The sequence below is a fragment of the Nocardia sp. SSK8 genome (assembly GCF_037034205.1).
Taxonomy (GTDB): domain Bacteria; phylum Actinomycetota; class Actinomycetes; order Mycobacteriales; family Mycobacteriaceae; genus Nocardia.
The window spans coordinates 80,043-104,422 of record NZ_JBAGKD010000002.1 but is presented as its reverse complement, the minus strand read 5'-3'; the positions used below and the strand labels follow the sequence as shown (position 1 = coordinate 104,422).

21 protein-coding genes are annotated in these 24,380 nt (G+C 69.9%); 11 read left to right on the top strand and 10 right to left on the bottom strand.

The features are described from left to right. Positions 1–2: 2 nt before the first annotated feature. Genes WA675_RS04035 through WA675_RS04000 form a run of 8 tightly spaced genes read left to right on the top strand, consistent with a single transcriptional unit; the run spans position 3 to position 8,773 of the window. A complete protein-coding gene (locus tag WA675_RS04035; RefSeq protein ID WP_336082040.1) occupies positions 3–1,436 on the top strand; it encodes an MCE family protein in 1,434 nt (477 codons plus the stop codon). Continuing rightward, positions 1,433–2,455 (top strand): MlaD family protein, encoded by a 1,023-nt coding sequence (locus tag WA675_RS04030; protein WP_336082039.1) that lies wholly within the window; start codon positions 1,433–1,435, stop codon positions 2,453–2,455. The genes WA675_RS04035 and WA675_RS04030 overlap by 4 nt, the downstream gene beginning before the upstream one ends. Further along, on the top strand, positions 2,452–3,465 hold the full coding sequence (locus WA675_RS04025; RefSeq protein ID WP_336082038.1) for an MCE family protein: 1,014 nt from the start codon (positions 2,452–2,454) through the stop codon (positions 3,463–3,465). Before WA675_RS04030 ends, WA675_RS04025 begins: the two co-directional genes overlap by 4 nt. After that, complete coding sequence (locus WA675_RS04020) at positions 3,465–4,556, top strand: MCE family protein (RefSeq protein ID WP_336082036.1); 1,092 nt, start codon at positions 3,465–3,467, stop codon at positions 4,554–4,556. The genes WA675_RS04025 and WA675_RS04020 overlap by 1 nt, the downstream gene beginning before the upstream one ends. Beyond that, entirely contained in the window at positions 4,553–5,665 is a 1,113-nt protein-coding gene (locus WA675_RS04015; RefSeq protein ID WP_336082034.1) for an MCE family protein, read from the top strand. Before WA675_RS04020 ends, WA675_RS04015 begins: the two co-directional genes overlap by 4 nt. Further along, positions 5,662–6,846 carry an MCE family protein gene (locus WA675_RS04010; RefSeq protein ID WP_336082032.1) on the top strand — a complete coding sequence of 395 codons (1,185 nt, stop codon included), beginning with the start codon at positions 5,662–5,664 and terminating at the stop codon, positions 6,844–6,846. Before WA675_RS04015 ends, WA675_RS04010 begins: the two co-directional genes overlap by 4 nt. A 15-nt stretch (positions 6,847–6,861) precedes the next feature. Then, entirely contained in the window at positions 6,862–7,446 is a 585-nt protein-coding gene (locus WA675_RS04005) for a hypothetical protein (protein WP_336082031.1), read from the top strand. A 40-nt stretch (positions 7,447–7,486) separates the two neighbouring features. Further along, positions 7,487–8,773, top strand: a complete 1,287-nt coding sequence (locus WA675_RS04000) for a TetR/AcrR family transcriptional regulator (RefSeq protein ID WP_336082029.1) — start codon at positions 7,487–7,489, stop codon at positions 8,771–8,773. Between the two features lie 70 nt (positions 8,774–8,843). Here WA675_RS04000 and WA675_RS03995 read toward each other — a convergent pair whose 3' ends face one another. Continuing rightward, complete coding sequence (locus WA675_RS03995; RefSeq protein WP_336082028.1) at positions 8,844–9,989, bottom strand: acyl-CoA dehydrogenase family protein; 1,146 nt, start codon at positions 9,987–9,989, stop codon at positions 8,844–8,846. 36 nt (positions 9,990–10,025) lie between these two features. Beyond that, on the bottom strand, positions 10,026–11,534 hold the full coding sequence (locus tag WA675_RS03990) for an aldehyde dehydrogenase family protein (RefSeq protein ID WP_336082026.1): 1,509 nt from the start codon (positions 11,532–11,534) through the stop codon (positions 10,026–10,028). Positions 11,535–11,757: 223 nt separating this feature from the next. On the opposite strand from WA675_RS03990, the gene WA675_RS03985 reads away from it, so the two are divergent. From WA675_RS03985 to fadD5, 3 genes are read left to right on the top strand one after another with little or no spacing between them, the layout of a single operon-like run. After that, positions 11,758–12,744, top strand: a complete 987-nt coding sequence (locus WA675_RS03985; RefSeq protein WP_336082025.1) for an NAD(P)H-dependent flavin oxidoreductase — start codon at positions 11,758–11,760, stop codon at positions 12,742–12,744. After that, complete coding sequence (locus WA675_RS03980; RefSeq protein ID WP_336082023.1) at positions 12,741–13,547, top strand: enoyl-CoA hydratase; 807 nt, start codon at positions 12,741–12,743, stop codon at positions 13,545–13,547. Before WA675_RS03985 ends, WA675_RS03980 begins: the two co-directional genes overlap by 4 nt. Positions 13,548–13,573: 26 nt before the next feature. After that, the gene (gene fadD5 / locus WA675_RS03975) at positions 13,574–15,145 is read left to right on the top strand and encodes a fatty-acid--CoA ligase FadD5 (protein WP_336082021.1); all 1,572 of its coding nucleotides are present in this window, start codon (positions 13,574–13,576) and stop codon (positions 15,143–15,145) included. On the opposite strand, the gene WA675_RS03970 is transcribed toward fadD5, so the two are convergent. The 8 genes from WA675_RS03970 to WA675_RS03935 all read right to left on the bottom strand — a co-directional run bounded on the left by WA675_RS03970 (position 15,135) and on the right by WA675_RS03935 (position 24,203). Next, positions 15,135–16,172 (bottom strand): alpha/beta fold hydrolase, encoded by a 1,038-nt coding sequence (locus tag WA675_RS03970; RefSeq protein ID WP_336082019.1) that lies wholly within the window; start codon positions 16,170–16,172, stop codon positions 15,135–15,137. The genes fadD5 and WA675_RS03970 overlap by 11 nt on opposite strands. Positions 16,173–16,231: 59 nt before the next feature. Next, on the bottom strand, positions 16,232–17,593 hold the full coding sequence (locus WA675_RS03965; protein WP_336082017.1) for a lipase family protein: 1,362 nt from the start codon (positions 17,591–17,593) through the stop codon (positions 16,232–16,234). A gap of 84 nt (positions 17,594–17,677) precedes the next feature. After that, positions 17,678–18,373 (bottom strand): TetR/AcrR family transcriptional regulator, encoded by a 696-nt coding sequence (locus WA675_RS03960; RefSeq protein WP_336082015.1) that lies wholly within the window; start codon positions 18,371–18,373, stop codon positions 17,678–17,680. 196 nt (positions 18,374–18,569) lie between these two features. After that, complete coding sequence (locus WA675_RS03955; protein ID WP_336082014.1) at positions 18,570–20,783, bottom strand: acyl-CoA dehydrogenase; 2,214 nt, start codon at positions 20,781–20,783, stop codon at positions 18,570–18,572. 2 nt (positions 20,784–20,785) lie between these two features. Beyond that, on the bottom strand, positions 20,786–21,664 hold the full coding sequence (locus WA675_RS03950; protein WP_336082012.1) for an SDR family oxidoreductase: 879 nt from the start codon (positions 21,662–21,664) through the stop codon (positions 20,786–20,788). Between the two features lie 12 nt (positions 21,665–21,676). Next, the gene (locus WA675_RS03945) at positions 21,677–22,534 is read right to left on the bottom strand and encodes a MaoC/PaaZ C-terminal domain-containing protein (protein WP_336082010.1); all 858 of its coding nucleotides are present in this window, start codon (positions 22,532–22,534) and stop codon (positions 21,677–21,679) included. Next, positions 22,531–22,971: a type II toxin-antitoxin system Rv0910 family toxin gene (locus WA675_RS03940; protein ID WP_336082008.1), complete on the bottom strand. Its 441-nt coding sequence runs from the start codon at positions 22,969–22,971 to the stop codon at positions 22,531–22,533. Before WA675_RS03940 ends, WA675_RS03945 begins: the two co-directional genes overlap by 4 nt. Positions 22,972–23,012: 41 nt before the next feature. Beyond that, positions 23,013–24,203, bottom strand: a complete 1,191-nt coding sequence (locus tag WA675_RS03935; RefSeq protein ID WP_336082007.1) for a lipid-transfer protein — start codon at positions 24,201–24,203, stop codon at positions 23,013–23,015. Positions 24,204–24,380 lie beyond the last annotated feature (177 nt).

Genomic DNA, 24,380 nt, shown 5'->3' with positions numbered 1-24,380 from the left:
GAATGATTCTCGATCCCAGCGGCCGCGGCCCCAAACCCGCGCAGCTCACGCTCGCGGGGCTGGCGGTGATCACCGCCTTCGCGGTCGCGCTGTATCTGCTCGCGCTGCGCTACAACGGCGAGTTCGAAGACACGGTCGTGGTCGGCGCCGACCTGACCAGCACCGGCGACGGGCTACCCCAGCGCGCCGACGTGAAGTTCCGCGGCATGGTCGTCGGCGTGGTCGGCTCGGTGGAGATGGTCGCCAAGGGCGAACGTCAGCGCGCCACCTTCGAACTGAAACCCGGTCTGGCCGAGACGATCCCGAACACAGTCACGGCGCGCGTCGTCCCGGACAATATCTTCGGCGTCTCCTCGATCCAGCTGGTCGACAACGGCACCGCGGCCTCGACGCTGCGCGCGGGAGCCACCATCGCCGAGGACACCAGCGAGGCCACCGTCCAGCTGCAGTCCACCCTCAACACCCTGCGCGATGTACTGGCCACCATCCAGCCCGAGAAGCTGGGCCGGGTGCTGGCCACCCTGTCGGCCGCGCTCGACCCGGGCGCGCGGATGCCCGGCTCCACCATCGAGCGGCTGGACCAGTGGCTCACCACCGTGCACCAGATCCCCGAGATCGGCGGTCTGCTCGGCAATCTGGGCCGGGCCGCGACCGCGCTGAGCGAGTCGGCGCCGGAGCTGGTCGGCGTGCTGGCCGATTCGGTCACCTCGGCGCGCACGCTCAACGAGCACCGCGCCCAGCTGGTCGATCTGCTGGTGCAGGGCAATACCACGATCGACTCGGTCAACGCGCTCTTCGCCGCGAACCCGGATTCGGGCAAGGAACTCGTCGCCGGGCTGGACGGGCTGATCGGCGGCATCGCCAAGGACCCCGGCGCGCTGCAATCGACCGCGGCCAATCTCAACACCTCGTTCCGGAAACTGCAGCAGACCTTCAACTTCGGTGCGCGCAAGCAGATGACCTGGCGCATGGACGTGACCTTCACGCCCTTCCAGCAGTACACCGCCCAGGACTGCCCGCGTTACGGCGAGATGACCGGCCCGCGCTGCGGCGGACCGACGGTCCCCGAAGTCGCCCCGCCGCAGGAGTATCCGGCCTCGATGCTGCCGCAATGGCTCGACGCCGCCGGACCCGCTCCGGTGGCGCCCACGGTGACGCTGCCCGGCCTGCCCACCCTGCCGGGCATCACCCTGCCGACCCTGCCCGGCCTGCCCGCGATCCCGGGCCTGCCCGCGATTCCCGGCATCACCGCACCGGCCGCGGCCGTCGATCCCGCGCCCGCGACCGCCCCGGCGTCGCAGCCCCGCCTCACCGGCATCGCGGCGATCTCGGCCCTGGTCGGCGGACAGCCGAACTTCAGCCAGCTGCTGCTGCTCGGCTCGATCCTCGGCGATATCCCCGTCGTCCCCGACACCGAAGGGGGTGTCCAGCAGTGAAATCCGGCAAAGCGCTGATCGGCTTCAGCCTGTTCGTCGTGCTGGCGACCGTGCTCACCTACACGATCTGGTCGACCTTGCAGCGCAGCGTCCCCGGCAACACCGCGAGCTATTCGGCGGTGTTCACCGATGTCCTCGGCCTGCGGGTCGGTGACGACGTGCGGATGGCCGGTGTGCGGGTCGGGCGGGTCGACAAGATCGACTTCACCGAGAACTACGCCGCCCGCGTCGATTTCCGGATCGAGTCGCGCCAGCATCTGACCGACACCACCAAGGCCCTGGTGCGCTACCAGAATCTGATCGGCCAGCGCTATCTCGCCCTGGCGCCCGGCACCGAGGCGGGAGCGGTGCTGGGCCCGGGGTCGCAGATCCCGCTCGACCGGACCGAGCCGTCCTTCGACGTGTCCTCACTGTTGTCCGGATTCGAGCCGCTGTTCAGTGTGCTGCAACCCGATCAGATCAACTCGCTGTCGGAGACGCTGATCCAGGCGCTGCAGGGCAACGAGGTGTCGCTCTCGGCGCTGATCACCCAGGCCGCGCAGCTGGCGGGCACCTTCGGCGAGCGCGACCAGATCCTCGGTGACGTCCTGAGCAATCTCAGTTCGGTCATGGCGGGTCTGGCCAACCGCAGCGGCGAACTGGAAACGCTGATCACCCAGACCCGCAGCCTGATGGACGGGCTCTACGCCGAAGGCGAGACGCTCAAGAGTTCAGTGGAGCGGGTGGCGGGGGCGACGGACTCGCTGGTCTCGCTGATCGGTCAGGTCAAGCCCGGGATGGCCGACGCGCAGCGCAACGCGACCACCGGCGTGCTGATGCTGCTCTACAACGGGGCCGCGCTCGATCGCATGGCGGTCGAGTTCCCCGACTTCCTCAACGGCGTGGCCCGGTTCACCCAGTACGGGACCTACGGCAACGCCTACATCTGCCGCCTCGACGTCTCGCTGTGGGGTGTGCTCCTGCCCGAAGGCCTGTTCTCACAGGTCGGCGGCACCGCGCAATCGGGAGTGTGTCGATGATCGAGCTACGCGTTCCAGCCTTCCTGCGGCACAACCGGCACCTGCGGCTCGGGCTGATCGCGGCCGCGTCCGTGCTGGTGCTGCTGGGTGCCTCCAGCCTGCTCACCCAGGTGCGCCTGGGTGACATCACCGTGCACGCCGAATTCGCCCAGGCCGCCGGTCTGCAACCGGGGGCGACCGTCGACATCTCCGGTATCGAGGTCGGCGCGGTCCAGTCGGTGAAGCTGGTGAACGACAAGGTCGACGTCGCCCTGCGCATCCGCCACGACATCCGCCTCGGCCCCGACGCCCGCGCGGCGATCAAGATGTCGACCATCCTCGGCCGCCTGCACATCGACCTGGTGCCCGGTGATGGAAAAGGGTTGCCCGGCAATCGGATAAAGCTGGAGAACACCTCCGTGCCCTACAACCTGAGCAAGGTGATCCAGGATCCGAAGTACACCTCCTCGTTCGAGCGGATCGAGCGCATCGACCCGGCCAAGCTGCGCGCCGCGCTGGATGTGTTCAGTGCCCAGCTCGGCGATTCCCCGGCCATGGCGGTGCAGGCGCTCGACAGCATCGGCGCACTGGCGCAGGTGATCAACAGCAGGCGCGACGAGGTCGACACCCTGCTGAAGAGCATGGATCAGGTCTCCCAGCTGGTCTCGGACAACCGCAACAGCGTGCTCGTCCTGCTGACCAGGGGTGAGGCGATCGGCGCCGCGGTCCAGCAGCGGCAGACGCTGCTCGCCCAGCTGCTCGACAACGTGGCCGAGATGTCGAAGCTGCTGCAGGACATGGGCATCGAGAACAACGGGGAACTCGGTCCGCTGATCGCCAACCTCAACACCATGTCCGACGGGCTGACCAAGAACAAGGAGAACCTGGACCGGCTCTACGAGATCGCGCCGGTCACCTTGCGCCAGTTCAACAATCTGCTGGGCAACGGACCCTACGGCGAGATCTGGGCGCCGTGGATCCTGCCGGACAACTGGCTGTGCTTCGCGCAGGCCGTACAGGGGTGCAACTGATGAGGACGAGCAAACTCGCGACACTGTGCCTGGCGGCACTGTTCGCGTCGGGCTGCGCCCTGCTGCCCGACAGCGTCACCGGGCTCGGTGACCGCCTGCTGAGCGAGCAGAAGACGATCAGCGCCGATTTCGAGAACGTGGCCGGGCTCTACCCCGGCAACGAGGTCGCGGTGCTCGGGGTGCCGGTCGGCGTGGTCGACTCGGTGACCCCGCGCGGCAGCTACGTCGAGGTGGTGATGTCGATCGATCGCGAGGTGCGCATTCCCGCCGACGCGATGGCCGCGCTCATCTCGCCGCAGCTGATCACCAACCGCCACGTCGAACTCGCCCCGGCCTACACCGGGTCCGGGCCCGAGCTCGCCGACGGCGCACACCTGCCGCTGGCCCGCACCCGGACCCCGGTCGAACTCGACCGCATCCTGGCCAATTTCGATCAGCTGGGCGAGGCGCTCAAAGGGGACAGCGAGGACGGGCCGATGGCCAGCCGGGTGCTGTTCCCGCTGCTCGACGGCAACGGCGACCGGCTGCGCGAGACCCTCGACGAGCTCTCGGCGGCCTTCGAGGTGACCTTCGCCAACAAGGACCAGATCGCCAACACCATCGTGAAACTCCAGGAAATCACCCAGGTCATCGCCGAGAACGACCAGACGGTGCGGGATTTCAGCGGGCGCATCACCGAACTGGTGGCGCTGTTCGGTCAGCAGTCCCCCGGCCTGCAGGCGGTGCTGGCCCAGCTCGACGACTTCATCACCAACACCTCCTCGGTGGTCGGGCAGAACCAGGACCAGCTCGCCGGAGCGCTGACCAAGTTCGTCGCCATCGCCGCCCAGATGCGGGCCAATGCCCGCAATCTCACCGAGATCATCGATGTCGGCCCGCTGATGTTCCAGAACTTCGACAACGCGATCAGCTACGAACACCAGGCCCTGCGCCTGCACGGTCTGCTCGACAAGATCGTGCTGGACAGCGAGGTACTGGCCACCTTCTGTGAGCGCGTGCAGATGCGTCTGGACGGCTGCCGCACCGGCAAGATCTCCGATATGGGCCCGGATTTCGGGTTGACCGCCGCGCTGTTGGGACTCACGAAATGACACTGCGCACCACGCTGGCCGCGGCCCTGTGCGCCGCCGCCGTCACCGTCTCGGCCACCGGCTGCTCGCTGACCGTGGCCGAGCTGCCGATGCCCGAACCCGGGATCGGCGGCCCCGGCTACACCCTGCACGCCACCTTCCGGGACGCGCTCAACCTGCCCGACCGGGCGCACGTGAAGATCGGCGGCACCGATATCGGGGTGGTCACCGGCATCTCGACCACCTCGTTCCTGGCCGATGTGGAGATGCTGATCCGCACCGACATCCAGCTGCCCGAGGGCACCACCGTCGAGCTGCGCCAGGCCACCCCGCTCGGTGACATCTTCGTGGCCGTGACCCTGCCCAGCGCCGAGGAGGCCGGGCCACCGCTGCGCCCGGGCGCCACCATCGGCGCCGAGCACACCGCCTCGGCGGCCTCGGTCGAACAGCTGATGATGTCGGTGTCGATGCTGATCAACGGCGGCGGCCTGAACCAGGCCGCCCGGGTCACCGCCGAACTCGACTCCATCTTCGCGGGCAAGGCACCGCAGTTGCAGCACCTCATCGGCGAGATGACCGCGGTCATCACCGCGCTCAACGAGCGCACCGGTGATCTGGACGCCACGCTGCACGGCCTGTCGGTGCTCACCGGCGAATTGGCCCGGCGCAAAGCCGAACTGGGCGCGGCCGCAGACAGTTTCCCGCAGCTGATCGGGCTGTTCGCGGAGAACAATCAGGCCATCGTCGACCTGATCTCCAAGGTGGCGGTGACCATGGACGCGCTCGGCGATTTCAGCGCGACCAACGGGCCGCAGTTCGTCAGCCTGTTCCAGAGCATCCAGAACCTGATGAACGGGTTCGTGCAGATGGGCGACGATCTGACCGGCGCCCTGGACGGCTTCCACCAGATCTATCCCTCGGTGATGGACAGCATGCGCGGGCCGAACCTCTCGGTCGGGGCGATCCTGTCCTACCTCGATATCGGCGCGATCACCGATCCGGCGGGTAGCCGCTGGCCCGACGGCACCGACATCCCCGCCTTCGTCGGCAGCCTCACCGATGTGATCGCCAAGGTGACCGGCCGCCTCACCAGCACCCCGCAGCAGCCGCCGCAGGAGGGACCCCGATGAATTCACCGTTGTGGCAGTGGCTGGTTCGCCGCCGCGTGGCGGTCGCCAATGCCGGGCTGGTCGTGGTGCTGGTGCTGGGCAGCCTGTATCTGGGTGGCGCGGTGCTGCGGATCGATCCGACCGGCGAGCGGTACACCGTCACCGTCGAACTGGCGACCTCCGGCGGGCTCACCGTCGGCAGTGACGTGACCTTCCGTGGCGTGCGGGTCGGCCGCGTCGACGACGTGCGCGTCGACGGCACGGGGATCGCGGCCGTGGCCGAGATCGAGGCGAACACCCGGATCCCGCGGGGCGGCACGGTCGCCGTCGCGCGGCTCTCGGCGGCCGGGGAGCAGTATCTGGACTTCCGGCCCGAGACCGAGACCGGCCCGTATCTGGCGCACGGTGCGGTGATCGCCCGGGCCGATACCGCGGTGCCGGTGCAGGTGCAGTCGGTGCTGGGCAATATGGCCGGGCTGGTCGGCGGGATGAATCCCGAGCGGCTCAATGTCATCGTCGACGAGCTCGACAAGGCGCTGGCAGGCGGCCCGGACAGCCTGCGCAATATGATCGCCGGGCTCAGCCGGGCCATGGCCGGGCTCACCGATCTGCTCCCACAAACCGAGCAGCTGCTGCGCAATCTCGAGGTCATCGCGGAGACCACCTCGCACGCCCAGCCGGACCTGGGCACCCTCACCGGGGCGGGCAGCGCGCTGTTCCAGCAGTTCACCGCCGCCGACGCCGAGTTGCGCCACCTGCTCGAGCAGGGGCCGGGTCAGCTGGCCACGCTCGGCGGGTTCCTCTCGCGCACCCACGATCCCATCACCGATCTGGTGACCAATTTCGTCGCCATCACCCGCGCGGCCAAGTTGCGCCAGCCCGCCATCGAGCTGCTGTTCCCCACCCTGAGCCGCTTCGCGGAGGCGGTCGGCGTCCCGGCCCACGACAACGCCTTCTTCACGCTCGTCGACCCGTGGCCGCGCCCCACCTGCGACTACGACACCGTCCCGATCGTGCCGACCACGGTCACCACCGATACCCGGGTGCGGCTCTACAACTACTGCGTCACCGACAATCCCGCGCTGCAGGTGCGCGGGTCGGCCAACGCGCCCCGACCGCCGGGTCCCGACAACGGCGCGGGCCCGCCGCCCGGTGTCACCGGCGACGAACTGTCCCAGCCCGCGGTCCCCGCACCCCGATGAGGAGCTTGTCACACCATGACCACTGACGAAACACCCACCAGCACACCGACATCCGACGAGCCCACCCCGGCGCCCGCGAAGAAATGGTGGGCGGTGGACCGCCGGACCCTCGGGCTGCGCGGCGCCGCGGCCGTCGTGCTCGGCGCCTCCGTGGCGACCTCGGTGTTCCTGTTCGTCGAGAACAAGGACAGCAAGGACCTCCTGGCCGCCCAGCAGCAGGCCCGCGAGGCCGCCTGCCACTACGGCCCGGTGCTGGCCGACTACGACAGCAAGAACCTCGACAGCTATTTCACCGCCGTGCTCGACGGCGCGACCGGCGACTGGAAGAAGCAGTTCGAAGCCACCAGCACCGAGTTGCGCGAGGCGCTCACCCAGGGCGAGGTGGTCTCGGCGACCACCGACACCCAGTGCGCGCTGCGCAGCGGCGACGAGGACGCCGCCGAGGCGATCGTGGTGATCGGCACGACCATCTCCAGCCTCGGCACCGAGCACAAGGCCAAGCCGGGCCAGCTCTCGATGGTGCTGAGCCTGCGCCACGACGCCGACCGCTGGCTGGTCGAGAAGGTGAGCTCGCCACTACCGGCGGTGCCCGCCCAGTGAGCGAATCCGGTGCGCCGAGCCGCCCGGCGCAGGCGATAGCATGACGGGCAAGATCATCGGGACCGTGCGCTCCCCGCGAGGAACAAAGGGCAAGACGACGAGCAAGCAGGCAGACGAAGCAGCTCCGCAGACACCGGAGCGCCAGATCCGGCGCAGGCCGAAGAACCGGCGTGCGCAGATCGCGGCGGAATCGGCGGCCGCGTTCGGCGCGCACGGCTACCACGGTGTCAGCATGGACGACATCGCCCGGCGGCTCGACATCAGCTCCACCGCCCTCTACCGGCACTTCCCGAGCAAGTACGCGCTGTTCCGCGAGGAGCTGCTGCGCCTGTCCGGGCTGGCGCTGAGCGCGACCGAGCTGCCCGAGGAGGCCGCCGGGTGGTCGCCGCGCGAGCGGGTCGACCACGTGGTGGACGCGATCATCGGCCTGACCATCGCCAACCGGCCCACCGTGGCGCTGGTGCGCTGGGAGCGCCGCTATCTAGAGCCCGCCGACTTCGACGAGCTCAATGCCCAGTTCGCCGCGGCCATCGCCGCCCTGCGCACGCTGATCGGGGAGGTCCGGCCGGAACTGGACCGGCGCGACCGGGCCATTCGCGCGGTCGCCATCTTCGCCGTGGTCAGCAGCATCGGCGACCACCACGCGACGGTGCCCGCCAAGGCGCTGGCCCCGCTGCTCACGGCGACCAGCTGGGCGCTCATCGACGCGGACCTGGTCCGCCCCGACGGCACCGCCCCGGCCGGTTCGGCCAAGGACCGCTACCAGCCGTTCAAGCACGATCTGCTGCTGCGCAAGGCGGTGGAGCTGTTCCACGAGCGCGGCTATCCGAATGTCAGCATGGAGGACATCGCCGGGGCCGCGGATCTGTCGGCCGCCTCGGCGGTCTACCGCTACTACCGGAGCAAGAGTGATCTGCTGGTGGCGGCGTTCCGGCGCGCGGCCGACCGGGTCTCGGCGGCGATCGCCCCGGCCATCGCCGCGGCCGACACTCCCGCGGCGGCGCTGGCGACACTGATCGAGCTGTATGTGGCCGGGTCGTTCGACGAACGCGCGCTGACCTTCGTCTACTACGCCGAGTTCAGCCATGTCGACCACGCCGACCAGGTGACGCTGCGGCATCTGCAGCAGCTGATCATCGCCGAATGGGCCAAGCTGGTCGTGGCCGCCCGGCCGGAACTGTCGATGGGCGAGGCCAGGATCCTGGTGCACGCGGCGTTCAGCCTGGTCGTCGACCTGGGCCGGGCCTTCGGCGACGAGATCTGCCCGCAGCCGACGGTGGTCCAGCTGCTGGAGACGATCCTGCTGGGCCGTCCGCTCCCGCGCTAGCCTTCCCCCGCGCGACAAACGACGGGCGCCCGGCCGGAGATTCCGGCCGGGCGCCCATTCCCCTCCTGCGCTACAGGCCGAAGGTCTTGCCGATGATGTCGCGCTGGATCTCGCTGGTGCCGCCGAAGATGGTCGAGACCAGGGCGCCGCGCACGTGCTTCTCCATGTCGAACTCGCGGGCGTAGCCGTAGCCGCCCATCATCTGCATCCCGGCCAGGGCCACCTGCTTGGCGGTCTCGGTGGCCTTGAGCTTGGCCATCGACGCCTCGCGGGCGAAGGTCTTGGTCGGGGCCGCGTCGACCGCGGCCGCCACGCTGTAGACCAGCAGCTTGGTGCATTCGATCTCGGTCGCCAGGTCGGCGACGCGGTGGCGCAGGGCCTGGAAGGACCCGATCGGCCTGCCGAACTGCTTGCGCTCCTTGATGAACTGCAGGGTGTCCTCGAAGGCGCGCTCGGCGGTGCCCAGGCTCATCGCGGCCAGAACCAGGCGTTCGAAGTTCAGGCCGGTCATCAGCTGGCGCCAGCCGTTGCCGACCTCGCCGACCACCGCGTCCTCGGGGAGCACGCAGTCGGTGAAGTACAGGTCGTTGGTCTCCTTCTGATTCCCCATCAGCTCGATCGGGCTGATCTTCAGGCCGGGGGTGTTGGCGGGCACGTGGAACATGGTGAGTCCCTCGTGCTTGCCGCCGCTGCGGTCGGTGCGCGCGACCAGCAGGATGTTCTCGGAGATGTGCGCGTTCGAACACCAGGTCTTCTGGCCGTTGATCAGCCAGCCGTCGCTGGTCTTCTCCGCGCGGGTGGTGATGTTGCCGACGTCGGAGCCCGCCTCCGGTTCCGACATCGAGATCGACTGCGACGCACCGCGAACGATGCCGCGCAGCACGGTCTCCTTCTGCGCCTCGGTACCGAACTTGGCGTAGGCACCGCCGGTGATGAGGGTCGGGCCGATGGCCCCGATCGGCAGCAGCCCGCGCAGGCTCTCCTCGAGCAGGATGCACATATCGACCATCGAGGCGTCCGAGCCGCCGTACTCCTCGGGCACGGTCAGGCCCAGCCAGCCCAGCTCGGCCATCTTGCCGTACACCCCGGCGTTGTGCTGCTCCGCGTCGTGGTCGGTGAGCGCGTCGCGCTTCTCCCTGGTGCCCGCCTCGCGCTTGGCGAACGCGGCGACCGCCGCGGCGAAATCCTGCTGTTCCGGGCTGAATTCGACGCCCATGAGTGTGTTCCTCGCTTTTCGTAGGGGGAAGGGGGACTACTTGGCGCGCCCGAAACGACGGGCGGTGAGTGTGCGCACCAGCGACATGGTCGACTCGGTGCGGGCGAACGACAGCAACGCCATGCCGGGGACGGCGAAACGCTGCCGCGCGATCGAATGCGGGCGGGTGAAGCCGAGCAGCCCGGCCGCGCCGTGGATGCGGCCGATGCCGGACTCCCCCACGCCGCCGAACGGCAGCGCGGGAATAGCCGCGTAGGCGGCCGGGCTGTTCACCGAGGTGGCGCCGACGCGCAGTCGCCGGGCGATCTCCATGCCGCGCTTGCGGGAGAACACCGTCGAGGCCAGGCCGTAGCGCGAGGCGTTGGACAGCTGGATGGCCTCCTCGACATCGCGCACGCCGCGCACGGTGAGGGTGGGACCGAAGGTCTCCTCCACCACGGCCGCCGAATCCTCGGGGGCGTCGAGCAGCACGATCGGGTGCACGAACGGCGCCTGGATGGACTCCCGGCCGCCGACGATCGGCGTCGCGCCCTTGTCGAGGGCGTCCTCGACGTGCTCGGTGACGACCGTGACCTGGGCGGGCAGCGTCATCGGGCCGTAGGAAGCGTCCGGGCCCGAGCCCGGCTTCAGCTCGGCGACCCGGGTGCGGACCTCGGCGAGGAATTCCTCGAGCACCGATTCGACCACATAGCAGCGTTCGGTGCCGACGCAGGTCTGCCCGGAGTTGGCGATGGCCGACCAGACGATGGCGTCCGCGGCCGCGGCGACATCGGCGTCCTCGGCCACGATCGCCGCGTCCTTGCCCCCGCATTCCAGGACCACCGGGGTCAGGCGCTGCGCGGCGGCGGCCATGATGCGCTTGCCGGTGGCGGTCGAGCCGGTGAAGGCGATCATGTCGACGCCGGATTCCACCAGCGCGCGCCCGGTCTCGCCGGCACCGCTGACCACGCTCAGGATGCCCTGGGGCAGATCCGGATTGGCCTTGACGAAGGCCTCGGCGAACCAGTGCCCGACACCCAGGGTGAGCTCGCTGGGCTTGAACACGACGGTGTTGCCCGCGGCCAGCGCGTAGGCGATGGACCCGTTGGGGGTGTACACGGGGTAGTTCCACGGGCCGATCACGCCGACCACGCCGTGCGGGCGCTGCTCGATGACGGCTTCGTGGTTGGCCATCAGCAGGCCGGGAAAGACCTTCTTGGGCTTCAGCACCTTGCCCGCGTTCTCGGCGGCCCAGTTCAGATGCTCGACGGCGGTGATCACCTCGAGATACGCGTCCTCGAGCGGCTTGCCGTTCTCGGCCTTGATCAGCGCGCAGAACTCATCGATGTTATTCACGATGCCAGCGGCCCAGCGTAGGAGTGCCCGCTTCCGCCCGGTGAACCCGAGTTCACTCCAGGTCCGCGCCGCGGTGCGGGCGCGCGCCACCGCGGCGGCGACGCTCTCGGCGTCGTCGACCGTCCAGCTGCCGACCTGCGCACCGGTGGCCGGGTTCACCGTGTGCACCATCTTCGCAGAAATGGGGGCGGTAGTGGGGGTTTCGGTCATTCTCGACCATCCTTCAGATAGCTCGACGGCGGCCCCGCACGACACAGGCCGGGCAGGGCGCCCACGGGTTCCAGCAGACCGCGCGGCCTATTGACAGGCCGCGCCAGCCACCGTTAAGTTAATCGTAATTCTCGATAAGTTAATCACGATTCTCTTCAGTTGCAAAGGGCTGTCGCGGCACGGCGCCACTGCGGGGAACGACGAATCCGGAGGGAGAGCGCAAATGCTGCGCACCCGATTCACCGAGGCCTTCGGTGTCGAGCACCCGATCGTGCAGGGCGGGATGATGTGGGTCGGCCGGGCCGAACTCGCCGCCGCCGTGTCCGAGGCGGGCGGGCTGGGCATCCTCACCGGGCTGACCCAGCCGACGCCGCAGGCGCTGCGCGAGGAGATCGCCCGGACCAGGGACCTCACCGACAAGCCGTTCGGGGTGAATCTGACGATCCTGCCGTCCATCACGCCCCCGCCGTACGCGGAATACCGGCAGGCGATCATCGACGGCGGCGTGCCGATCGTGGAGATCGCGGGCGGCAATCCGGCCACCCACCTGCCCTTCCTCAAGGACGCGGGCATCAAGGTGCTGCACAAGTGCACCAGCGTCAAGCACGCGCTCAAGGCCCAGCAGGTGGGCGTGGACGCGGTGAGCATCGACGGCTTCGAATGCGCCGGACACCCCGGTGAGAACGACACCCCCGGCCTGGTGCTGATCCCCGCCGCGGCGCGCGAGCTGGAGATCCCGATGATCGCCTCCGGCGGCATCGCCGACGCGCGCGGGCTGGTCGCGGCCATGGCGCTGGGCGCCGACGGGGTCAATATGGGCACCAGGTTCCTGTGCACCGTGGAGTCGCCGATCGCGCACGCCGTGAAGGAGAAGATCGTGACCAATACCGAGCTGGACACCAAATTGATCTTCCGGACCATGAACAACACCGCCCGGGTGGCCGACAACGCGGTCAGCCGCGAGGTCATCGAGATCGAGCGCGGCGGTGGCACCTTCGCCGATGTGCGCGAGCTGGTGGCGGGCGCGCGGGGCCGCAAGGTCTACGAGAACGGCGATCTGGACGCGGGCATCTGGAGTGTCGGCCAATGTCAGGGGCTGATCCACGACATCCCCACCTGCGCGGAGCTGGTGGGCCGGATCGTGCGCGAGGCCGAGGATCTCATCGCGGGTCGTCTGGCCGGTGCGCTGGTCGGGGCGGTGGCCCGATGAGCGAGAGCGTGCTGATCCAGGAGGAACACGGCGTCCTGCGGCTCACCATCGACCGTCAGGCGCGGATGAACGCGATCGACCTGGCGACCATGGACGAGCTCGGCGAGCTCATCGCCGCGGCGCACACCCGGCCCGAGGTACGGGTGATCGTGCTGACCGGGGCGGGCAAGGCTTTCTGCACCGGCGCCGATCTGGCCGCCGCGGCCGCGGCCGGAGGCAACGAGGCCGCTCCCGAGCGGATCATGGACAGCGCCAACGGCGTGATCCGCGCGATCGTGGACTCACCGCTGCCGGTGATCGCGCGGGTCAACGGGCCCGCCGCCGGGGTGGGCACCTCGATCGTGCTGGCCGCTGACCTGATCTACGCCGCCGACACCGCCTATCTGCTGCTGCCGTTCACCTCCATCGGCCTGATGCCCGACGGGGGCGCCACCGCCATGGTCGCCGCCGCGATGGGCCGGGCGCGCGCCGCGGAAATGGCCCTGCTGGGGGCCCGGCTGCCCGCGCCCGAGGCCGCCGCTGCCGGGCTGATCACCCGCAGCCTGCCCGCCGCCGAGCTCGATGCCGAGATCGACGCGGTGGCCGCCAAACTCGCCGCCGGTCCCCGCCGCGCCCTCGAGCTCACCAAGGCCGCGATCAATGCCGCGACTCTGGCCGAACTCGACGCCGCCCTGGACCGGGAGAAGAAGGGGCAGTCCGAGCTGCTCGTCTCCCCCGATTTCCTCGAGGGCATGACCGCCATGCTGACCCGCCGCCCACCGCGTTTCGCCGGTGCGCCCGCTCCGATCGCCGACCCGGCCTAGTCCACGCTCCCGAGGAGACGTTTCCGATGACCCCTGCCGCCGAACCGCTGCGCTCGCGCCGCAATCACTGGATGAACCAGATCGCCCTGCACGCCACCACCCAGCCCGACGCGCCCGCGCTGCGCTTCCTCGGCCACACCACCACCTGGGGCGAGCTGCACACGCGGGTCCAGCGCCTGGCCGACGCGCTCGCCCGCCGCGGCGTGGCCCCCGGTGACCGGGTGATGATCCTGATGCTCAACAACACCGAGTACATCGAGACGGTGTTCGCCGTGAACACCCTCGGCGCCATCGCGGTGCCGGTGAACTTCCGGCTCACCCCGCCCGAACTGGTGTACCAGGTGAACGACAGCGGCAGCGCGGTGCTGGTCACCGACGCGGTGCTGGCCCCGCTGGCCGCCGCGGTGGCCGCGGCCACCGACACGCTGCGCACCCGGATCGTGGTCGGCGCGCCGACCGGTGACGGTGTGCTCGGCTACGAGGACCTGATCGCCGAGGACGGCGCACCGCACGAACCGCGCGATGTCCCCGAGGATTCAGCCGCGCTGATCATGTACACCTCGGGTACCACCGGCAACCCCAAGGGCGCGGTGCTGACCCACCTCAATATGCAGGCCCAGGCGCTGACCTGTATCCGGGCCATGCGCTACACCACCGACGACATCGCCTTCTGCGCCTCACCGCTGTTCCACATCGCCGGATTGGGCAGTATCGCCAGTTGTTTCGTGCTCGGCACGCTCACGGTGATCCATCCGCTGCAGGCCTTCGACGCCACCGAGGTGCTCGACGCGTGGGAACGCGAACGCGCCACCTCGGTGTTCCTCGTGCCCGCGCAGTGGCAGATCGTGTGCGCCGATCCCAGTGTGCCGCAGCGGGATCTGCGGCTGCGGGTGATCAGCTGGGGTGCCGCCCCCGCCTCGGACACCGTGCTGCGGGCGATGGCCGAGACCTTCCCGGACGCGCTGAACGTGGCGGTGTTCGGGCAGACCGAGATGTCGCCGATCACCTGCGTGCTCGACGGCGAGGACGCCATCCGCAAGCTCGGTTCGGTCGGCAAGCCGATCCCCACCATCGCGACCCGCGTCGTCGACGACGAGATGAACGATGTCGCGCCCGGCGAGATCGGCGAGATCGTCTATCGCGGACCGACCATGATGCGCGAGTACTGGAACAACCCGCGCGCCACCGCCGATGCCTTCGCCGGGGGCTGGTTCCACTCCGGCGATCTGGTGCGGCGCGACGAGGAGGGCTTCGTCTATGTGGTGGACCGCAAGAAGGACATGATCATCTCCGGCGGCGAGAACATCTACTGCGCCGAGGTGGAGAACGTGCTCTTCGCCCACCCGCGCATCCGCGAGGCCGCGGTGATCGGCCGGGCCGACGACAAGTGGGGCGAGGTGCCCGTGGCCGTCGTCGCAGTGGAGGACGACGCGGCCATCGAGCTCGCCGATCTCACCGAACACCTCAACGCGCACCTGGCCCGCTACAAGCACCCCAAGGCGCTCGTCGTGGTCGAGGCACTGCCGCGCAATGCCGGGGGCAAGGTCGTCAAGCACCAGCTACGCACCCAGCACGGCGCGGCGGCGATCAGCGGCTGAGGAACTCCCCGATGACCGGGTAGGTCGATTCCGCGGCGGTCGGACTGGCCAGCAGGCCCAGATGACCGCCGCGGACCTCGACGTATTCCGCCTCGGCGTGCGGCAGCACCTCCAGGCCCCGGCGCACCGCGGCGGCGGGCACCACCACGTCACCGCGGCTGCCGATCAGCAGCACCCGGCAGGTGACCTTGGCCAGCTCGATCACCAGATCCGAGCGCAGCCGGACCGAGCCGGTGGCCAGCTCGTTGCGCAGCACCAGGCTGCGGTGGATCTGCCAGTACGAGCGGCCGGGATAGCCGGGCATGCTCGACATGAACCGGTCGGTGGCCGCCATCCGGGCCAGTGCCTCGGTGTCGAGGGCGTTGCGCGCCAGGAACATCGGCCGGGCCAGCTCCCGGTCGAAGGCCTGCAGCCGGAAGCCGATCCGCACGAACTCCTGCGGGATCCCGCCCATGATCTTGGTCGCCAGAGCCATCTCCCGGCCACCGGTGACCTTGCCGACCAGCCGCAGCGGCGCCAGCATGGCGGTGCGGCGCTGATCGATGGGCGGGGCGAGCGCGGTGATCGAGGCGATCGGCAGGTCGGCGTGGGCGGCCGCGGTGAGCAGCGACATCACGCCGCCCAGCGACCAGCCGATCAGGTCGACCGGGCCATCGTGGTCCTCGGCGACGCGCCGCACGGCCTCGGGCAGGATGTCGTGGGTCCAGTCCTCGAGGCCGAGATCGCGGTCGGCGTAGCCGAAGTGGCCGTAATCGATGACATAGACCTGCCTGCCCTGCTCGAGCAGGTACCGCACCAGGCTCTGGCCGGAGCGCAGGTCGAAGCAGGACGGGGTGACCGCCAGCGGCGGCACCAGCAGCACCGGATTACCCGTCGCCGCGCTCGCGCGGTCGTAGCGCTTCAGGTGACGGTGCCTGCCCTCGTAGACCGTCGTCGAGGGCGCCGGGTCGTCCGGCTCGATGCCCTCGCCGAACGACACCGACCACACATTGCGCACCGCGCGCGGCACATCGGCAATCAACCCCACGGACCCAGTCCCCTTACTCCACCCATCGCTGCCGGTCGGCAGGCATTTCCGTCATTCGCTCAGGCCGCTGGACGCTCGGGCTCGGTGCGCACCACGTCGTCCCGGCGGCTCGCCGACGGCGTCAGCGGCCGCGCGAACAGGGCCTGGGCCGCACCGCGCAGCAGATCGGCCAGACCACGGTGACCCGCGGGCAGCCGCAGTACGCTCCCGACCGTGGTGGTCGCCGACGGCGTCGGGCGGTGCCCAGCGAACCGGTCGGCCAGCCAGTTCAGGCTCAGCGGCGTCGAGATCGGCAGCAGGCCCAGGTGCTCGCTGCACCGGTCGCGCAGGTAGGTCACCTGGGCGCCGTGCGCGCGGTAGCGGTCCACGAGCGCGTCGATGCCCTCGGCGGCGATGATCTGGTCGTGCACCGACTGCACCACCAGCAGCGGCACCTCGGGCGCGACAGTGCCCAGCTCCAGGTCGGCGAACATCGCGACCAGCTCGGCGAGCACGAGCACTTCGGCGATCGGGAGCGAGCTGGTGTGCCGGTCCAGGTTGTACCGGCACAGCCGCAGCACGGCCGCACCGGTGGTGCTGCGGGCCGCGCGGTCGAGGATCGCGCGACCCTCCTCGGAGATGTGCGTCTCGATGGCCGCGTCGAAGGCGGGGTAGACCCGCCGCAGCGCCGCGACGACCAGCGTCGGCAGGCCCGCGTGCCAGCCGCCGTTGAGCCGGTGGAAGGTCTCGACCAGATCGCCCACCGGGGAGCCGAGCACGGCACCGGCGATATCGAGTTCGGGCGCGTAGGTGGGCGCGACCTCGGCCGCCCAGGAGGTGGCCAGGCCGCCGCCGGAGTAGCCCCACAGGCCCACCCGGCAATCGGCGTCGAGGCCGAGCGGGGCGAACTGCTGGGCGGCGCGCACGCCGTCGAGGGTGCGGTAGCCGGGTTCGCGCGGGGCGCCCCAGGCACCGAGCATGCCCTCGTGGTCGGGGATCGACAGGGCCCAGCCGCGCTTGAGCGCGTCCACGAAACAGAGCAGCTCGACGTGGGCGAAGGTGCCGATCGCGCGCGAGCCCTTCTGCAGCGAGTAGGACGGGAAGCCACGCGAGGAGATGGCGTCGATGGCGCACTGGAACGACAGCAGCGGGGTGTCGGCGATGACGCCGCCGACCGGCGCGATCACGGTGGTCACCGCGGCGTCGGGCCGCCCGTTGAGGTCGGTGGTGCGGTAGAGCAGCTGCCAGGCGGTCGCCCGCAGCGGAACCAGGCCGAAGGCGGCCAGCTCGACCGGGCGCGAGCGCAGCACGGTGCCCTCGGGCGCCTGCTCGTAGCCGGGCGCGGGCAGGTAGAACGGGTCGTCGTCGGGCAGCACGGCCCGTGCGGGCGCGGGCCAGCTCTCGGCGCGCAGGTCTGCCGAGCCGGGGACGGACAGCGTCATCGATGTCTCCTAGTCGCGGGTACATCGACCAGATTAGTGGTACCCGAGGTACCACACAAGTGTTGCCGCTACTTCTTGTTACATCTATTTCGCCGCGGCGGGCGTGAGCAGGTCGGCGATCGGGGTCAGCGGGTTGAGCGTGACCCCGGACTTGCGCAGACTGTTGTCGATGATCGCCCAGATGGCTTCCTGCAGGTAGGACGACAATTCCGGGGCGTCGAGGGGCTGCATGGACTGGCTCAGCCAGCGGTTGACACTGCCGTCGACGAAGCCGACCAGGCCGAAGGCCATCGGTTCGGCGATCGTGGTCGGCGCGCCCTGTGCCCGCAGGGCGTTCTCGAACACCTCACGCACGGTGCCCGCGATGGCGATCTTGGTGCCGGAGACGAGCGGGGAGTTGCGCCGCCCGTCGCGGCCCTCCGACCCGGCGCCGAGAAAATAGTGCAGACGCGGATTGACCGCGATCCAGTCGACATAGGCGTCCACCGAGCGCGCGATCGCCTCGGCGACGGTGCCCTGCGGATTGAGCGTCGGCTCGAGCACGGCCATCAGGTCGTCGAGGATGCGCGCACGCAGGTGCTCGTCGAGGTCGTGGCGGTCCTTGAACAGCCGGTAGAGCACCGAGCGCGGGACCTCGGCCAGATCGGCGATCTCCTGCACGCCGACCGAGGCACCCTTGGCCCGCACCGCGGCCAGGGCGGCGGCGAGGATCCGTTCCCGGCGGTCGGCCCGATGCCGGTCCCAGCGGCTGGCCCGGCCGTCGGCGCGCTCTGCGGTCACAGTTCCTCCGTGTTTTTGGAGCGCTGGCGCGCTCGGGCGGGGCCCTTCGGGCCCCTGATCTTCCCTCCCTACGGGTACTCCTTCGTCGCACCCTTCGGTCAGTCCAGATCAGGGCGGGCCCCGCGAAAAACACTAGACACATCAGGGTTCGCGGTGGTTCCCCGGCTCCCGGTAGGCGTCCGGGAGCCGGGGTTGCTCAGTTACTCACCGACGCGTCGCGCGGCAGTCCGAGCATCCGCTCACCGATCACGTTGAGCTGCACCTCGGTGGTGCCGCCGTAGATGGTGGTGGCGCGGCCCGCGATGAGCTGTTCCATCGCGTGGTCGCTGCGCTCGCCCGGCACCGAGACCACCCCGGCGATGCCGAGCTCGGCGACGACGAACTCCGAGATGGCCTGTCCCAGCGCCATGCCCAGCAGCTTGCCGACACTGGAGGTGGTCGACACGTCGATCCCGGACAGCTGCTTGAGCACCACCCGCGAACCGATCACGTCCACCGCGCGGCTCTCGGCCATGAGCTCGCCGACCCGGTAGCGCGCCACCGGCGAGAGGTCCCGGCCCACCGCGAAGCGCAGCAGGTCGGTGTCGGTGGCGTAGGCCTCCATCTTCTGGCTCAACGCCACGCGCTCACCCGCGAGGGTGGTGCGGGCGACGTGCCAGCCGTCGTCGACCGCGCCGACCACGTTCTCGTCGGGGATGAACACCTCGTCGAGGAAGACCTCGTTGAACAGGGCCGAGCCGGTCATCTCGCGCAGCGGGCGCACGGTGATGCCGGGCGAGGACATGTCCAGCACGAAGTAGGTGATGCCCTCGTGCTTGGGCTTGTCCGGGCTGGTCCGCGCGATGAGCATGGCCCATTCGGCGAACTGCGCGACGGTGGTCCAGATCTTCTGGCCCGTCACCTGCCAGCCGCCCTCGACCTTGACCGCCTTGGTGGTCAGGCTCGCCAGGTCCGATCCGGCGCCCGGTTCGCTGAACAGCTGACACCAGACGACCTCACCGCGCAGGGTCGGCACCACGAGTTCGCGTTTCTGCCGTTCGTCGCCGTGCGGCACGATCGCCCCGACCGCCCAGGTGCCCATGAGCAGCTGCGGCATCGGGATCCCGGAGGCCTTGATCTCCTGGGCGATGACGACCTGCTCGAGCGGCGAGGCCGAGCGGCCGTAGGGGCGCGGCAGGTGCGGCAGGTTCCAGCCGCCGTCACCGAGGGCGACCAGCTGGTCGTCCTCGTCCTCGATCGCGGCGATCACGGCCAGCTCGGCCTTGATCTCCGCCCGGATGCGGTCCGCCTCGGCGGGCAGTTCCAGCTCGCTCGACAGCGTCAGGCCCGACAGCGCGTAGCCCGCCACCGCCTCGGCCCGCTCGTCGCGGGCACCGAGCAGACCCCGCAGGGCCAGCGCGCGCCGGTAGTACAGGTGCGCGTCGTGCTCCCAGGTGAAGCCGATGCCACCGTGCACCTGGATGCAATCCTGGGCCACCTGCACCGCGGCGTCGGGAATGATCAGCCCGGCGATCGCGGCGGCGTAGTCGGCGTTCGCGTCGGCCCGGTCCAGCGCGAACGCCGCGTCCCACAGCACCGCGCGCGCCTTCTCCAGCGCGATGCCCATCTGGGCGCATTTGTGCTTGACGCCCTGGAACTGCCCGATCGGGCGGCCGAACTGCACCCGGGTCTTGGCGTATTCGGCCGCGGTCGACACACACCACGACATCACGCCGACCGCTTCGGCGCCGAGCACCACCGCGGCCACCGAGCGCACCCGCTCGGCGGACACCGCCAGCACCCGCTCCCGCGGCACCTCGACCGCGTCCGCCCGCAGCCGCGCCGAACCGCGCAGGACGTCGATGGTGTCCTGCGCGGTCACGGTCAGTTCGATGTTCTCGAACGCGACCCATCGCGGCGTGCCGTCGACGGTGACCGGCGCGAGGATCACATCGGCGCCCAGCGCGCCGAGCACGCCGTCGGCCGTGCCGTCCACCACCAGCGCGCCGTCTCGCTCGGTGCCGGTCAGCGCCGACGCGGTGGCCACCGCCCCGGTGCGCGAGCCGTCGGTGAGTCCGGGCAGCTGGGCCGCGGCCCATGCCCCGCCCGCCTGCGCCAGCACCGCGCTGGCCAGCGCGGTCGGCACGAACGGACCCGTGTGCAGGCCGCGCCCGAGCGGTTCGAGCGCGACGGCCAGGGTCAGCAGCCCGGCGTCCTGCCCGCCGAGCTCCTCGGCGACGTGCAGGCCGAGCAGGTCCTGCGCGACGAGCGCGTCCCAGTACGGCAGTTGCTTGCCCGCGTCACTGGATTCGACAGCGGCCCGGACGGTGTCGGGTGTGATGGTGCGCTCGACGAAGCCGCGCACGGAGTCGGCGAGGGCCAGGTGGTCCTCGCTGACGCCGACGCCGAGCTCATAGCTGGTGCGCGCCATGGCTAGCTGGTCTCCTTCAGCCGCGCCGCGACCTCGTCGATGGTCCACGGGCCGTCGGTCTCCACCGTGCGCACGTCGTGCCACCCGGCCAGCTCCACGATCGCCCCGCCCTGCACCGCGAACACCTTGCCGGTGAGCGGGCAGTCGGCCTCGGCCAGATGCGCCACCAGCGGCGAGATGTTCGACGGCGCGAACGCGTCGAACTCGCCCTCGGGCACCTCGGCGGCGAACAGCGCGCCCATGCCCGGGGTGGCCAGGGTGAGCCGGGTGCGCGCGATCGGGGCGATCGCGTTGACCCGCACGCCGTAGCGCTCGAGCTCGTCGGCGGCCACCAAGGTCAGCGCGGCGATCCCGGCCTTGGCGGCGCCGTAGTTGCCCTGCCCGGCGTTGGGCATGAAGGTGCCCGAGGCCGAGGCGGTGTTGATCACCGCGGCGTTGACGGTGTTGCCCGCCTTGGTCTGAGCCTTCCAGTAGGCCGCGGCGTGGTGCAGGGTGGCCGCGTGGCCCTTGAGGTGCACCGCGATGACGGCGTCCCACTGGGATTCGTCCATGCCTGCGAGGAAGGCGTCGCGCAGGATACCCGCGTTGTTGACGACCACATCGAGGCGCCCGAACTCCGCGACCGCCTGGTCGACGAGTCCCTTGGCACCGTCCCAGGTGGCGATGTTGTCGGTATTGGCCACGGCCCGGCCACCGGCGGCGACGATCTCGTCGACCACCTGCTGGGCCGGACCGGCGTCGGTGCCGGTGCCGTCGTTGGCGCCACCGAGATCGTTGACCACCACCGCCGCGCCCTCGCGGGCGAACAGCAGCGCGTGTTCACGGCCGATTCCGCGACCGGCGCCGGTGATGACGGCGACGCGTCCGTCGAGCTTTCCCATCAGTGTTGTCTCCTAGTTGAATTCGACGCGACCGTCGGTGATGGCCAGTGCGCCCGCCGCCTCGGTCTCGAAGGCGTAGACGTTCGGCGCGGTGCGCCAGAAGGTGGTGGTGATGTCCTGGCCGGGCAGCACCGGTTTCGCGAAGCGCACGGCGAGGCGGCGCAGGCGGGCGGTGTCACCACCGGCGAGTTCGGTCAGCGCGGCCCACGAGGTGAACGCCATGGTGCACAGGCCGTGGTTGATGATGCCGGGCAGGCCCGCCATCCGGGCGATCTCGTCGTCGAGGTGGATCGGCATCGGATCGCCGGAGGCCGGTGAGTACCGGAAGGTCTGGTCCTCGTCGATGTGGGCGGTGACCCGCGCGGCGGGGTCGCCCGCCCGGTCGGCGTCGGTGATCCGGTGGTCGGGGGCCTGTTCGCCCTCGCCCGGGCCCGCGTCGACCTTGCGGAAGAACGCGGTCATCCACTGCTCGTTGACCAGTTCGCCTGCCGCGTCCCGGGTTTCGGCGTAGATCACCACCGTGGAGCCGTTGGGCTTGCCCACGTACCCGATCGGCTTGGCCCGCACCACCAGGTCGTCCCCGGCCACGATCGGCCGGTGGAACACGAAGTCCTGCTCGCCGTGGACCAGTTTCATGAGCAGTTCGACCGGCGCCACCGACAGGGCGGCGGGGGCCATCGAGGTGAAGACCGGCACCACCGCGAACACCGGCGGCGCGACCTGCCCGCTGCGGTGCGCCTCGATCGGATCATTGGTCGCGGCGGCGTATTCCGCGATCCGTTCGGCGGTCACCGAGAACCGTTCCGCGTCGGTCCACTCCCCCAGCGCGGAGCCGTCGAAGACGACTCCGGCCGATTCGGAGGTGGTCATGCCGCCGAGCCGACGAGCTCGGTGAACTTGGCCATCGACGCCTTCAGGTCGGCCTCGGCGTGCTTGGCCACGGCCTTGCCGATCGGGCCGACGATCATGGTGCCCTTGAAGCTCGCGTCGAACTTGGCCGCGGAGCCGGTCGCGGCGGGTTCCACCTCGAGCGCGAATTCGACGGTGACTCCGGCCATGCCGGTGCCGGTGATCTTGAGGAACTTCTGCGGGTCGACCTCGGCGACGGTCCACTCGATCTTGTTGGCCATGTTCATCACCGAGACGACCTCGATGAACCGCGAACCGGCGGTGAGCTCGGCGGGCAGCTCACTGCGCCAGCCCTGGTGGATGGTGAGCCACTCCTCCCAGTTGGCCAGGTCGCTCAGGCGCGCCCATGCCTGCTCGGGGGTGACGGGAAGTTCGGTGGAAACGGACACAGATGCCATGGGAGTACTCCTCGTTGAGTGGTGGAAACGTCGGGGAAAGGTCAGCGGACGGCCGGGCGGTAGGCGGTCACCACGACCGCGCCGCCGAGCCCGATGTTGTGCTGCAGGGCGATCCGGGCGCCCTCGACCTGGCGGGCGTCGGCGGTGCCGCGCAGCTGCCAGGTGAGTTCGCTGCACTGCGCCAGGCCGGTGGCGCCGAGCGGATGGCCCTTGGAGATCAGGCCGCCGGAGGGGTTGACGACCCACTGACCGCCGTAGGTGGTGGCGTTGTCGTCGACGAGGCGGCCGCCCTCGCCGGGCGCGCACAGGCCCAGCGCTTCGTAGGTGAGCAGTTCGTTGGTGGAGAAGCAGTCGTGCAGCTCGATGACGTCCACGTCCTCGGGGCCGATCCCGGCCTGCTCGTAGACGCGCAGCGCCGCGGTGCGCGACATGTCGGAGCCCACGAGGTTGATCGCGGTCGGGTCGGTGAAGGTCGAGGTGAGGTCGGTGACCATCGCCTGGCCGACCATCTCCACCGCGCGGTCCGCCAGATCGTGCCGGTCGACGAACGCCTCACTGGCCAGGATCACCGCGCCGGACCCGTCGGAGGTCGGCGAGCACTGCAACTTGGTGAGCGGACCGTAGATCTGCTTGGCGGCGAGGACTTCCTCGAGGCTGTATTCCTTCTGGAACTGCGCGTACGGGTTGTTCACCGAGTGCCTGTGGTTCTTGACGCCGATCTTGGCGAACTGCTCGGCGGTGGTGCCGTAGCGCTGCATGTGCTCCTTGCCCGCGGCGCCGAACATGTACGGCGCGGGCGGCATGGCGAACTCCTGGAGCTCGGCCAGCGCCAGCAGGTGCCGCATCATCGGCTGCTCACGGTCGTCGAAGGTCGACCCGAGCGATCCCTTCTGCATCTTCTCGAAGCCCAGCGCCAGGGTGCATTCGGCCAGCCCGCCCCGGATCGCCTGAGCGGCGAGGTAGAGCGCGGTCGAACCGGTGGAACAGTTGTTGTTCACGTTGACGATCGGGATGCCGCTCAGCCCCAGTTCGTAGACCGCGCGCTGCCCCGACGTCGACTCGCCGTAGACGTACCCGACGTAGGCCTGCTCGACCTGGTCGTAGCCGATCCCCGCGTCCTCGAGCGCCTTGGTGCCCGCTTCCCGGGCCATGTCCGGGTAGTCCCACTCCAGCTCACCGGGCTTCTCGAACTTCGTCATGCCGACGCCGACGACGAACACCTTCTGTGTCATATACGCACTCCCGTGTCGCGCGTGCCCCGAATACCTGGGACACCGTGTCCCTGCAATTTAGGTTGGACACGTCGTCCAGGTCAATACCCCGGGCGAAACCCGTTCTACCCCGGTCACGGCCGGGATAAAGTCGCGCGATTTCCGCCCGCGCCGGGCCTTGATGGGATATACGTCCCG

Coding starts and splice junctions, on each gene's coding strand:
- WA675_RS04025 (WP_336082038.1), top strand. CDS start 2,452: ATGATCGAGCTACGCGTTCCAGCCTTCCTGCGGCACAACCGGCACCTG.
- WA675_RS03940 (WP_336082008.1), bottom strand. CDS start 22,971: ATGGCATCTGTGTCCGTTTCCACCGAACTTCCCGTCACCCCCGAGCAG.
- WA675_RS04035 (WP_336082040.1), top strand. CDS start 3: ATGATTCTCGATCCCAGCGGCCGCGGCCCCAAACCCGCGCAGCTCACG.
- WA675_RS04000 (WP_336082029.1), top strand. CDS start 7,487: ATGACGGGCAAGATCATCGGGACCGTGCGCTCCCCGCGAGGAACAAAG.
- WA675_RS03945 (WP_336082010.1), bottom strand. CDS start 22,534: ATGACCACCTCCGAATCGGCCGGAGTCGTCTTCGACGGCTCCGCGCTG.
- WA675_RS03990 (WP_336082026.1), bottom strand. CDS start 11,534: ATGACCGAAACCCCCACTACCGCCCCCATTTCTGCGAAGATGGTGCAC.
- WA675_RS03980 (WP_336082023.1), top strand. CDS start 12,741: ATGAGCGAGAGCGTGCTGATCCAGGAGGAACACGGCGTCCTGCGGCTC.
- WA675_RS03965 (WP_336082017.1), bottom strand. CDS start 17,593: ATGACGCTGTCCGTCCCCGGCTCGGCAGACCTGCGCGCCGAGAGCTGG.
- WA675_RS04005 (WP_336082031.1), top strand. CDS start 6,862: ATGACCACTGACGAAACACCCACCAGCACACCGACATCCGACGAGCCC.
- fadD5 (WP_336082021.1), top strand. CDS start 13,574: ATGACCCCTGCCGCCGAACCGCTGCGCTCGCGCCGCAATCACTGGATG.
- WA675_RS03955 (WP_336082014.1), bottom strand. CDS start 20,783: ATGGCGCGCACCAGCTATGAGCTCGGCGTCGGCGTCAGCGAGGACCAC.
- WA675_RS03995 (WP_336082028.1), bottom strand. CDS start 9,989: ATGGGCGTCGAATTCAGCCCGGAACAGCAGGATTTCGCCGCGGCGGTC.
- WA675_RS03950 (WP_336082012.1), bottom strand. CDS start 21,664: ATGGGAAAGCTCGACGGACGCGTCGCCGTCATCACCGGCGCCGGTCGC.
- WA675_RS04010 (WP_336082032.1), top strand. CDS start 5,662: ATGAATTCACCGTTGTGGCAGTGGCTGGTTCGCCGCCGCGTGGCGGTC.
- WA675_RS03935 (WP_336082007.1), bottom strand. CDS start 24,203: ATGACACAGAAGGTGTTCGTCGTCGGCGTCGGCATGACGAAGTTCGAG.
- WA675_RS04020 (WP_336082036.1), top strand. CDS start 3,465: ATGAGGACGAGCAAACTCGCGACACTGTGCCTGGCGGCACTGTTCGCG.
- WA675_RS03985 (WP_336082025.1), top strand. CDS start 11,758: ATGCTGCGCACCCGATTCACCGAGGCCTTCGGTGTCGAGCACCCGATC.
- WA675_RS04015 (WP_336082034.1), top strand. CDS start 4,553: ATGACACTGCGCACCACGCTGGCCGCGGCCCTGTGCGCCGCCGCCGTC.